Origin of the sequence: Pedobacter sp. (assembly GCF_035566355.1) — a bacterium.
GTDB lineage: Bacteria > Bacteroidota > Bacteroidia > Sphingobacteriales > Sphingobacteriaceae > Pedobacter.
Window position 1 is genome coordinate 1 of record NZ_DATMRL010000533.1, and the last position, 11,680, is coordinate 11,680.

General features: G+C 42.4%; 10 protein-coding genes. 7 read left to right on the plus strand and 3 right to left on the minus strand.

Going from position 1 to position 11,680, the window contains the following annotated elements:
• Positions 1 to 1,172 (minus strand): SulP family inorganic anion transporter (locus VNZ46_RS20795; protein ID WP_325562195.1); only part of this gene is annotated, 1,172 nt, incomplete at its 3' end.
• Positions 1,173 to 1,254: 82 nt separating this feature from the next.
• Positions 1,255 to 1,593, minus strand: a complete 339-nt coding sequence (locus tag VNZ46_RS20800; protein ID WP_133778950.1) for a hypothetical protein — start codon at positions 1,591 to 1,593, stop codon at positions 1,255 to 1,257.
• 278 nt (positions 1,594 to 1,871) lie between these two features.
• On the opposite strand from VNZ46_RS20800, the gene VNZ46_RS20805 reads away from it, so the two are divergent.
• From VNZ46_RS20805 to VNZ46_RS20835, 7 genes are all read left to right on the plus strand, one after another.
• Positions 1,872 to 3,104, plus strand: coding sequence for a porin (locus VNZ46_RS20805; protein WP_325562197.1), 1,233 nt, complete (start codon positions 1,872 to 1,874; stop codon positions 3,102 to 3,104).
• A gap of 35 nt (positions 3,105 to 3,139) precedes the next feature.
• Positions 3,140 to 4,681, plus strand: a complete 1,542-nt coding sequence (locus VNZ46_RS20810; protein WP_325562199.1) for an acyl-CoA carboxylase subunit beta — start codon at positions 3,140 to 3,142, stop codon at positions 4,679 to 4,681.
• Positions 4,682 to 4,711: 30 nt separating this feature from the next.
• Entirely contained in the window at positions 4,712 to 5,842 is a 1,131-nt protein-coding gene (locus VNZ46_RS20815) for an MFS transporter (protein WP_325562201.1), read from the plus strand.
• A gap of 1 nt (position 5,843) precedes the next feature.
• Entirely contained in the window at positions 5,844 to 6,263 is a 420-nt protein-coding gene (locus VNZ46_RS20820; RefSeq protein ID WP_325562203.1) for a GNAT family N-acetyltransferase, read from the plus strand.
• Between the two features lie 4 nt (positions 6,264 to 6,267).
• The gene (locus VNZ46_RS20825; protein ID WP_325562205.1) at positions 6,268 to 7,380 is read left to right on the plus strand and encodes a M42 family metallopeptidase; all 1,113 of its coding nucleotides are present in this window, start codon (positions 6,268 to 6,270) and stop codon (positions 7,378 to 7,380) included.
• 75 nt (positions 7,381 to 7,455) lie between these two features.
• Complete coding sequence (locus VNZ46_RS20830) at positions 7,456 to 9,003, plus strand: helicase HerA-like domain-containing protein (protein WP_325562207.1); 1,548 nt, start codon at positions 7,456 to 7,458, stop codon at positions 9,001 to 9,003.
• 95 nt (positions 9,004 to 9,098) lie between these two features.
• Positions 9,099 to 9,998, plus strand: coding sequence for a nucleotidyltransferase family protein (locus VNZ46_RS20835; RefSeq protein ID WP_325562209.1), 900 nt, complete (start codon positions 9,099 to 9,101; stop codon positions 9,996 to 9,998).
• A gap of 65 nt (positions 9,999 to 10,063) precedes the next feature.
• On the opposite strand, the gene dnaK is transcribed toward VNZ46_RS20835, so the two are convergent.
• Positions 10,064 to 11,680: molecular chaperone DnaK (gene dnaK, locus VNZ46_RS20840; protein WP_325562211.1), on the minus strand; the 1,617-nt coding region annotated here is incomplete at its 5' end.

Genomic DNA, 11,680 nt, shown 5'->3' on the forward strand with positions numbered 1-11,680 from the left:
TGGTACATATGTTTAAACAAAGCAATCCGGGTCAGCTTATAACCTGTTACCAAAAGTATTGCAGCAAGACAAGCCAGTGGAATCATATTGATAACCCCCGGTATAAATAATAAAGACAGCAGTAACCAGGTTCCATGAAAAATAGCCGACATTTTAGTCCTTCCTCCCGCATTCACATTTGCAGAACTTCTCACAATAACGGAAGTCATAGGTAAGCCACCCAGCATTGCACTGGTCATGTTTCCAATCCCCTGAGCCATTAATTCTCTATTTGTTGGCGAAACCCGTTTGATGGGGTCAATCTTATCCACAGCTTCAATACTTAGAAGCGTTTCCAGACTGGCCACGATCGCTATCGTGCCGGCCACAATCCAAACCTCCTGTTTTCCAATAGCAGAGAAATCCGGCATAGTAAACAAACCTGTAAATTCCGACCATCCGTTAACTACAGGAATAGCTACCATTTGCTTGGCTTCTAATGCATAAGTCGTATTTTTAAATACAAAACTTAAAGCTATCCCTAATACCACAACAATTAGTGGTGCCGGAATACTACTTACCTGTTTTATTTTTGGCCAGTAGATCAAAACCAATATAGATAGACCACTGATCACAATAGCCGCCAGACTAAAATGACTTAATGCACCACTGATAGCCGAAAAGGTATTCTCTTCATTCCCCTGAAAGAAACTCTCATCACCGGGAAAATCTGAATCTACACCCAATGCGTGAGGCAGCTGCTTCAGAATCAGTATCAGACCAATGGCGGCCAACATCCCCTCGATCACGCTGGAAGGAAAATAATTTCCTATTGTACCCGCTTTGATCATCCCTAATACCAATTGCATCGCACCAGCAAGCATAACTGCCAGCAAGAAAGTCTGGTAACTACCCAACTGTGCAATAGCCCCCAGTACAATAACGGTAAGTCCGGCTGCCGGACCACTTACACTCAGTTGCGAGCCACTAAAACTGGCTACAACAATTCCCCCAACCACACCAGAAACAATACCCGCAAACAGCGGTGCCCCTGATGCCAAAGCAATTCCTAAACACAGCGGCAGGGCTACTAAAAAGACCACAATACTCGCCGGAAGGTCCCGCTTTAAATTCTTTTTTAAGAAATACTTCTTTACGTCCAATCTTGAAAAGATCGAATTCCCATCTTGCATAAAATTATATTTTATTATTTGTACCTAATTAATTGGCTTGCCTATGCTGCTTAGGCAGTATAAAGCAAATTTCACAAAGAATTTAGGCCAAGTTAGGAGGAGGTGTCGGGACTGACGGATGATATGGATTTACATATCTCTTGAAGTGGTCTATATAACTGTTTTTAATAAAAAAGTGATACCGGACCGGCACATAAGAAAAAGGCGCATGCAAATCAATGAATTTACAATCCACGTATTTCAAAACCTTGCCCGAATCCCCTTCAGAGCCATGCTCCAACTCAATCTGCATAATCACATTTTTAATGATCTCTTTATCCAGATGGGCGAAAAAAACCGGCGCAGCAGAAATTACCATCTTCGCAGAGAAGATGCCTAAAAAGGCAACAACGATCAGTAAGCGGTATTTTCTAAGGCTCATTTCTTTATATGTGTATCACTACAGTTCAAATTTAGCTCCAAACTTGTCTAATTAGCAAATTAAGTTGTAAAAAAAATGTAATTAAAATGATATTAATCTATTCCTACAAAAGGAACGCTAACTAAAAGCCTTATTCATTACCATAAAATAAGTCATTAAATGTAATTTAGCAGCTGCATATTTTCATTGCGTGAAACCCTCAAGTGCTACAAATTAAAAGGAATAAACTTTCTGTGGCATACAGAACATCATTTCAAATGAAAACAAACAATATATTGATGAAAAAAAGCCTACTCTTCTTCTTATTTTTAATACCCCTGGCTGTTCGGAGCCAAAGCAATAATGCACCTTCATCCTACGATCCTCATGAAATTGCCATTACAGGTTACCTCCAAACGCAATACCAGCGAGCGCAGTCCGAAGGCATTTCATCTTTTTCCGGTGGCGACTTCTCTAAAAACTCGCGCGACCGGTTTATCATCAGACGCGGCCGTTTAAAAATAGACAGGGTAGATAAATATTCCAGTATCGTATTCCAGATCGATGCAACACAAAACGGAGTGCAATTGATGGATGCGTTTATCCAACTGTACCAACCCACCTCAAAAGCCCTTATTTTCACTGCGGGCTTATTTAACCGACCTTTCGGACATTCCATTGTTTATTCTTCCGGATTCAGGGATTTTCCTGAACGGGCCAGGATGTTCCAAACCTTAATGCCCAGGGAGAGAGATATTGGTGCCATGCTCAGCTATCACCCTAAAAACATCTATAAATTCATTACCGCAGACCTTGCTTTGGTGAGTGGGAGTGGTTATGCAGCCCGCGATTATGATTCAAAGAAGGATGTAATCGGCAATATTGCCTTTAAATTCGACAGCCTGGCCAACAAAAAATTTCATATCGGTTTTGGTGGATCCGTATACAAAGGCACGGTACGAAACGATACAGAAAATTATTATACTTTCGACGGAAACAGCTACATCAGGAATACCAATGCATCCAGCGTAGGCTATAATGCAAAAAGAGATTATTTTGGTGGTAACCTGCAATTACAATACGACAACACTTTCGGAAAAACTATATTTAAAGCAGAATATGTTGCCGGAACCCAGCCTGGCGTTGCTGCATCCTCAAGCATTACCGGACCACTGGCCAGCCAGAGCTTCTCTGCTCAACCAGCTACAGATTTATATCTGCGCCCTTTCATGGGCTATTTTCTGTGGTTTACCCAGCAAATAGCCCAGACCAAATTCACAGCATTACTGGCTTATGACGTCTATGACCCTAACCGAAAACTAAAAGAAAGTGAGATTGGTTTAAATAACGGTTCAACCGCAGGAGATATCAAATACAGTACCCTTGGCTATGGTTGCACTTACGTTCTCAATTCCAGGGTAAAAATAACCCTTTACAATGAACACGTAGTGAACGATCCGACCAAGCTAACCGGTTATACTGAAGACCTGAAAGACGATGTCTTTACCGCAAGGCTCCAATATCGCTGGTAAATTATTTACATTTATAAAATTCATATCTAAGATACATGAAGAATAAATTAGACTTACTTCAGGATAAAATAAAACAGGCACATGCCGGTGGTGGAGCGGCCCGCATTGAAAGTCAGCATAAAAAAGGAAAACTGACTGCCCGCGAACGCCTTCATTTTTTATTGGATGAAGGTTCATTTGAAGAAATCGGAATGCTGGTAACCCATCGCAGCACCGACTTCGGAATGGAAAATGAAAAATACCCTGGCGATGGTGTCGTAACCGGTTACGGGAACATTAATGGTCGTTTGGTCTATGTGTTCTCCCAGGATTTCACCGTATTTGGTGGCTCACTCTCTGAAACTCATGCAGAAAAAATCTGTAAGATCATGGATATGGCCATGAAGAACGGAGCTCCCGTGATCGGACTGAACGATAGCGGAGGAGCCAGAATCCAGGAAGGCGTTGTTTCTCTTGGCGGATATGCAGATATCTTTTACAAGAATGTACAAGCATCAGGAGTTGTTCCTCAGCTTTCCGCAATTATGGGACCTTGCGCTGGTGGAGCAGTATATTCTCCGGCCATCACAGATTTCATCCTGATGGTAGAAAACACCTCCTACATGTTTGTTACCGGCCCCAATGTAGTAAAAACAGTAACCCACGAAGAAGTCACCTCGGAAGAACTCGGAGGCGCCTCTACACATGCAACCAAATCGGGTGTAACACATTTTGCCTGCCCTAATGAACTTGACGCCATCAACCACGTTAAGAACTTACTAAGTTATATGCCACAGAACTGTGAAGAGCTTCCTGCACTACTGCCTTATGCACCGGGCAACGAAGAAAGGACCGCCCTGAACAACATTATGCCACAAAATTCCAATCAACCTTATGATATCAGGGAAGTCATTAACGAGGTAGCAGATGAAGGCAGCTTCCTGGAGGTACATAAAGACTACGCTGAAAATATTGTAGTGGGCTTTGCCCGTCTCGGCGGCAGGAGTATTGGTATTATTGCCAACCAGCCCGCTTATCTGGCGGGTGTACTGGACAATCATGCTTCCGTAAAAGCAGCACGTTTTGTACGTTTCTGTGACTGTTTTAATATTCCATTACTCGTTTTCGAAGATGTACCTGGATTTTTACCAGGAACCGACCAGGAATGGAACGGAATTATATCCAACGGCGCAAAATTATTATACGCCTTCAGTGAAGCCACTGTTCCGCGCATTACCGTTATTACCAGGAAAGCTTATGGAGGTGCTTATGATGTGATGAACTCCAAACACATCGGAGCCGATCTGAACTACGCCTGGCCTTCCGCAGAAATTGCTGTAATGGGTGCAAAAGGCGCCGCCGAGATTATTTTCAAAAAAGAGATCTCAGCGGCCGAACATCCGGAAGAAAAATGGCTGGAAAAGGAAAAAATCTATTCAGAGATCTTTGCAAATCCTTATCGTGCAGCCGAACGTGGCTTTGTAGATGAAGTGATAGAACCCTCCAACACAAGAAACAAACTCATCAAAGCATTTAAAATGCTCGAAAATAAAGCCGTTAAGAATCCCCGAAAAAAACACGGGAACATTCCTCTTTAAATGAATTTAAGTCGCAAAGATATTCTACTCATGGCCTTTTGTACAGGCCTGATCGTAGCAAACATCTATTACTGTCAGCCCCTGGTCATCCTGGTTGCAAAAGAGTATAACCTTACAGAAAGTTATGCCGGCAGGATCACCTACCTTACCCAGGCAGGCTACGCTATAGGTTTATTCCTGCTGGTTCCTCTGGGAGATATGTTTGAAAGAAAGAAGCAAATCCTCGTGATTACAGGACTTGCCATAGGTGCCCTCCTGCTTGCCGCCTTTTCACATACCTTTCTGGTACTGGAAATCGCCAGTGTACTCATTGGTGCAAGTTCCATAGTACCTCAACTCATCCTGCCAATGGCAGCCAACCTGAGTTCAGATGAAAAACGTGGACATACCATTGGCATTATCATGAGTGGATTACTCGTTGGCATCCTGGGCTCCAGGGCACTGAGTGGCAGTATCGGTTTTTTGTGGGGTTGGAGAGCCACGTTCCTGATTGCCGCAGGCTTATGCTTTCTGCTCTTGTTACTTATGGCAAAGCGCTTCCCAGAGAGCAGCCCATCCTTTAAGGGAACTTATAAAGAGTTGATGTCTTCCATGTTTAATTACATCAAAACACAGCCAGTTCTTCGGGAAGCCTCTTTGATCAACTTCCTCGCCTTCGCCACCCTGAGCGCTTTCTGGACCACCATGGTCCTATTCCTGGCCAACCCGCCTTTTAGTTTTCAATCCTTACAAATTGGTCTTTTTGGCATTGCCGGAGCCGCCGGTGCTCTCGCTGCTCCACTTGTTGGAAAATTCAGTGATGGAAAAGACCCAAGGAAAAACCTGTTGATCGGCCTTTTGCTCCAGTTCGCCAGTATTGCAGCCTTTTATTTTACCGGCAGTCACCTGTACTTATTTGTCATCGGAATCATTCTGATCGATATCGGTCAGCAAGCCATTCATGTAACCAATCAAACACGGATCTATGCCTTGCTGCCTGAAGCCAGAAATCGTTTAAATACGGTATTTATGTCGGTTAGTTTTGTAGGCGCATCCACAGGCTCTGCCCTTGGCTTATGGCTCTGGGACAAGGGACAATGGCCTGTTTATTGCTTTGGTTCCGGGGCGGTGATCTTAGTTAACATCATGATCTATCAACTGTACAAAAAAAGCTTACCTTAACATGTCAACAATTCAAATAGAACAGATCCAACCCGCACTGACCTGGGGAATCAGACACGAAGCCATGTATCCTGATATGCCTTACGACAGTGTAAAGTTAGATAACGATGACGACGGTATTCATTTTGGCTTGTATGCAGATGACCGGTTAAGTTCTGTGGTTTCCCTCTTTGAACAAGGAGATACCTACCAGTTCCGTAAATTCGCTACACTGCCTGAGGCACAAGGCAAAGGCTATGGCAGTCAACTCCTTGCACACCTCATTGCATTCATCAAAAAAGCAGGTGCAAAAAAAATCTGGTGTAATGCCCGGGTCAATGCAGCACCTTTTTATGCCAAATTTGGCTTCCAGAAAACCGACACAACCTTCTTCCAAAATGGCTTTGATTTTGTCATTATGGAATTAGAACTTTATATTTAACATTATGAGTAAAAAGAAAGACGAAAAACAGAAACATATACCTGTAGTCAATAAAAAATCGCTTCAATTTTTTGAAAAATATATCAATAACCCATCGCCTACCGGCTTTGAATATCCGGGCCAGAAATTATGGCTGGATTATCTGAAGCCATATATCGATGAAAGTTTCATAGACAACTATGGCACAGCGGTTGGCATCATTAACCCAAAAGCAGATTATCGAGTTGTCATCGAAGCCCATGCAGATGAAATCTCTTGGTTTGTTAATTATATTACCCCTGAAGGCCTGATCTATGTGATTCGAAATGGCGGATCAGACCATCAGATTGCACCTTCCAAAAGAGTCAATATCCATACAGATAATGGCATGGTTAAAGCTGTGTTCGGCTGGCCTGCCATTCATACCAGAAGCGGAGAAAAAGAAGAAGCTCCAGCTTTAAAAAACATCTTCCTCGATTGCGGATGTACCAGCAAAGAAGAAGTGGAAAATCTAGGTATTCATGTAGGCTGCGTCATCACTTATGAAGATGAATTTATGGTTTTGAATGACCGCTATTATGTAGGCCGTGCCTTGGATAACCGTGCAGGAGGCTTTATGATCGCGGAAGTAGCCAGACTCCTTCATGAAAATAAAAAGAAACTTCCTTTTGCCCTGTATATCGTAAATTCTGTACAGGAAGAAATTGGCCTGCGCGGAGCAGAAATGATCGCTGAGCGCATTGAACCTCATGTGGCTATTGTAACTGACGTTACACACGACACCACAACACCAATGATCAATAAAATTACCCAGGGAGACCTTGCCTGCGGCAGAGGACCAGTGGTTTCTTATGCACCAGCTGTGCAAACAAATCTAAATAAATTACTGATTGAAACTGCGCAGAAAAATGACATTCCTTTTCAACGCCAGGCTTCTTCCCGTTCTACAGGAACAGATACAGACGCATTTGCTTATTCCAATGGCGGTGTACCTTCTGCTCTGATCTCCCTCCCCCTTCGCTACATGCACACCACCGTAGAGATGATCCACAAAGAAGATGTAGACAATGTGATCAGTCTGATCTATCAGACCTTACTGAACATAAAAAAGGACCATGATTTCAGATATGGTCAATAGTAAACCCTAAAATATCCTAAAAGCGTGCCCGGTGGCTACCAGGCACGCTTTCTTTTACATAAATTATTTCTTCCTATGAGTGATCAATCTGCAGATTTTACAGAAAAAATCAAAGCTTCTTACACGCCAGGTGGCACCAGCATTTATTTAGGTGCCGGCATGCTCAACGGCAATGTACTCGCTGAAGCCGAAGTCAATCTTTCTTTAAAAATGATGAACCGCCACGGACTAGTGGCCGGTGCAACCGGGACAGGAAAAACACGTACCCTGCAATTACTTGCAGAACAACTTTCTGATGCAGGTGTACCTGTATTTATGCTGGATGTTAAAGGAGATCTATCCGGTCTTTATCAGCCCGGGGAAAGCAGTCCGAAAATCGAAGAAAGAGCTAGCCAGCTGGGCAAGCCCTTTAGCCCCTCTGGCTTTCCTATCGAACTTTATTCCCTTTCCGGAAAGCTGGGTGCACAAATGCGCGCAACCGTTCTTGAATTTGGGCCAACATTACTGTCTAAGATCCTGGATCTAAATGATACTCAAACCGGCGTTCTAGCTGTGATCTTCAAATATGCCGATGACAATAAGATGCCTGTCATTGACCTGAAAGACCTCAAAAAACTCGTATCCTATCTTTCTGAGGGCGAAGGTGCAGACGAAATCAAAAGTTCGTACGGAAAAATATCTCCAGCAACCGCAGGTACGATCTTAAGAAAGATTGTTGCCCTTGAGCAACAAGGACTGGCCGACATATTTGGTGAACCTTCTTTTGACATAGAAGACCTTTTTGGCCGAACAGATGGAAAAGGGGTAATCAGCCTGCTTAACATTTCCGATGTACAGAACCAGCCTGTTCTTTATTCTACCTTTCTACTCAGCCTGCTGGCAGAAATCTTTTATAATATGCCAGAAGCCGGAGATCTGGATAAACCCAAACTGGTCTTCTTTTTTGATGAGGCACATTTACTATTTAAGAATTCCTCTAAAGCATTTCTGGAACAAATTGAGACCATCATAAGGCTGATCCGCTCTAAGGGCATAGGCATCTTCTTTTGCACCCAGGCACCAACAGACGTACCAGAAAGCATACTATCCCAACTCGGTAACCGTATACAACATGCGTTACGGGTGTTTACCCCCAATGACGCTGATGCTTTAAAAAAGACAGTTAATACTTACCCCAGATCGGATTTCTATCAGATTGATAAAGTATTGACCTCTTTAGGAACAGGCCAGGCGCTGATTACCGTATTAAACGAAAAGGGCATTCCCACTGAAGTATCCGCTACGCTGCTGTCCTCCCCGAGGTCCATCATGGGGCCAATGACTACTGCAGACTATAACAATGTCCTTGCATCAAGCCCCCTGACTAAAAAATATGCTGCAGCCATTGACCGGGAAAGTGCCTACGAAATGCTCACCAACAGAGTAAATAATAAACTTGCAGAAGAGCAACACAGCGAAACCACAAACAACACCTCAGGAAAACAAGAAAAAAGTTTAATTGAACAGGTCATGGGTGCCACAATTACCCGACAAATCGGCAAGGAAATTGTAAGGGGAATATTCGGAATGCTCACAGGCAAAAAAACCCGCAACAGTGGAGGCAAAGGGTTATTTGGGCTCTAAAACCCTAAAGCACTATCATAAAGAGAATTAACATCAAAACACTAAAAAAAACAAATCAAAATATAAACTCAAATGATTATTTTCGTCGCATGAAAATGAAACCTACCTTATTAATTTTGGCAGCTGGTATGGCAAGCCGCTATGGCAGTATGAAGCAAATAGATGGCTTTGGCCCAAATGGAGAAACGATCATTGACTATTCTATCTATGATGCCATCAAAGCAGGATTTGGAAAAGTAGTCTTTATCATCAAAGAAGAATTTGTAGAAAATTTTAAAGCTATATTTGAACCTAAGCTCAATGGAAGAATTGAGACCGATTACGTATTTCAAAACTTCGACCTTAAACAATTTGGAATTGAAGAAGAGATCTATCGTGAAAAGCCATGGGGAACAGCGCACGCAATTCTATCCGGAAGAAAAGTAATCAAAGAACCATTTTGTGTAATCAATGCTGATGATTATTATGGTTTTGATGCCTTTAAAAAAATGGTAGACTTTTTAACAGAAGAAGCAACAGACAGCAACTATTCTATTGTTGGATATCAGATTGGAAAAACATTATCTGATTTTGGTTCTGTATCCCGCGGTGTTTGCAAAACTAACGACGCCGGATATCTTGAGGAAATTACTGAACGCACCCAAGTTTACAAAAAAGACGATACAATCGTCTATGAAGAGAACGGAACAGAATATCCACTGGAGTATGATACCCCTGTATCTATGAACTTCTGGGGATTTACACCTGCAGTGTTTAAACTAACAGAAGAACTTTTCAAGGTTTTCGCTTTAGAAAACAAAGACAAACCGAAAGCCGAGTTCTTTATCCCCCTGATTGGAGAAAATCTTGTAAAAACGGATACTGCCTCCTTTAAAGTTATTCCAACAGACAGTCAGTGGTTTGGTGTAACCTACAAAGAAGACAAACCTTTTGTACAAGCCAGTATAGATCAGCTGATCAAAGACGGCACTTACCCTGAAAAATTATGGAACTAAGTTCCTAAAATAAAAAAAGGCCCCGGTAAAATTACCGGGGCCTTTTTTGTATAGCAATGAAACGATTATTTTTTATCGTCTTTTACTTCTTCAAAGTCAACGTCAGTTACATTATCACCTCCGTTACCAGCTTGCTCAGCCTGTTGCTCCGCACCACCTTCTGGTTGTGCAGCACCATCCTGACCTGCTTTATACATCTCTTCAGAAGCTGCATTCCATGCTTCCTGAAGTGCAGTCTGAGCCGCATCAATATCAGCAAAGTTTCTGGCAGCATGCGCATCTTTCAGTTTTTTCAAACCTTCTTCAATAGGCGCTTTTTTATCTGCAGAAATCTTCTCACCAAATTCTTTCAATTGTTTCTCTGTAGAGAAGATCAGTGCATCTGCGCTGTTGATTTTGTCAGCTTCTTCTTTAGCCACTTTATCAGCTTCTGCATTTTGCTCTGCTTCTTCTTTCATTTTCTTGATCTCTTCGTCTGTTAAACCAGAAGAAGCTTCAATACGGATCTTTTGCTCTTTACCTGTCGCTTTATCTTTAGCACTTACGTGTAAGATACCATTGGCATCAATATCAAAAGCAACTTCAACCTGAGGTACACCACGAGGTGCTGGCGGAATACCGTCCAAAATGAAACGACCAATTGTACGGTTCTGAGCAGCCATAGGACGCTCACCCTGTAAAATATGGATCTCAACAGAAGGTTGGTTATCAGCAGCTGTAGAGAAAGTTTCTGCTTTTTTAGAAGGGATAGTTGTATTGGCTTCAATTAATTTAGTCATTACACCACCCATAGTTTCAATACCTAAAGATAATGGAGTAACATCTAATAACAATACATCTTTAACCTCACCAGTCAATACTCCGCCCTGGATTGCAGCTCCGATAGCTACCACCTCATCAGGATTTACACCTTTAGATGGTTCTTTACCGAAGAAAGCCTTAACAGCTTCCTGAATCGCAGGAATACGAGTTGATCCACCCACTAAGATGATCTCATCGATATCAGAAGTTTTTAAACCAGCATTTTTCAAAGCCGATTTACAAGGATCAATAGTACGCTTGATCAGGTCACTTGCCAGTTGTTCAAATTTAGCACGGCTAAGTGTTCTAACCAAGTGTTTAGGACCTGTAGCATCCGCAGTGATATACGGTAAGTTGATCTCTGTAGAAGTCGTGCTTGATAACTCAATTTTAGCTTTTTCAGCAGCTTCTTTCAAACGTTGTAATGCCATTGGATCCTGGTGAAGGTCCATACCATATTCGTTTTTGAATTCACCTGCTAACCATTCAATGATAATGTGGTCAAAGTCATCACCACCAAGGTGTGTATCACCGTCAGTAGATTTCACTTCAAAAACACCATCACCCAATTCTAAAACAGAAACGTCATGAGTACCACCACCGCAGTCAAAAACAACAATTTTCATGTCTTTGTGGGCTTTATCCAAGCCATAAGCTAAAGCAGCAGCAGTAGGTTCGTTAATGATACGTTTAACTGTTAAACCAGCGATTTCACCAGCCTCTTTAGTAGCCTGACGCTGCGCGTCATTAAAATAAGCAGGAACAGTAATTACCGCTTCTGTTACTTCCTGACCCAAGAAGTCTTCGGCTGTTTTTTTCATTTTCTGCAAGATCATTGCAGAGATCTCCTGAGGAGTATATTTACGGTCGTCAATTTCAAC

What these genes read in the sequence shown, in the direction of transcription:
- VNZ46_RS20830 (WP_325562207.1), top strand. Translation starts at nt 7,456, where the DNA reads ATGAGTGATCAATCTGCAGATTTTACAGAAAAAATCAAAGCTTCTTAC.
- VNZ46_RS20805 (WP_325562197.1), top strand. Translation starts at nt 1,872, where the DNA reads ATGAAAAAAAGCCTACTCTTCTTCTTATTTTTAATACCCCTGGCTGTT.
- VNZ46_RS20835 (WP_325562209.1), top strand. Translation starts at nt 9,099, where the DNA reads ATGAAACCTACCTTATTAATTTTGGCAGCTGGTATGGCAAGCCGCTAT.
- VNZ46_RS20820 (WP_325562203.1), top strand. Translation starts at nt 5,844, where the DNA reads ATGTCAACAATTCAAATAGAACAGATCCAACCCGCACTGACCTGGGGA.
- VNZ46_RS20815 (WP_325562201.1), top strand. Translation starts at nt 4,712, where the DNA reads ATGGCCTTTTGTACAGGCCTGATCGTAGCAAACATCTATTACTGTCAG.
- VNZ46_RS20810 (WP_325562199.1), top strand. Translation starts at nt 3,140, where the DNA reads ATGAAGAATAAATTAGACTTACTTCAGGATAAAATAAAACAGGCACAT.
- VNZ46_RS20800 (WP_133778950.1), bottom strand. Translation starts at nt 1,593, where the DNA reads ATGAGCCTTAGAAAATACCGCTTACTGATCGTTGTTGCCTTTTTAGGC.
- VNZ46_RS20825 (WP_325562205.1), top strand. Translation starts at nt 6,268, where the DNA reads ATGAGTAAAAAGAAAGACGAAAAACAGAAACATATACCTGTAGTCAAT.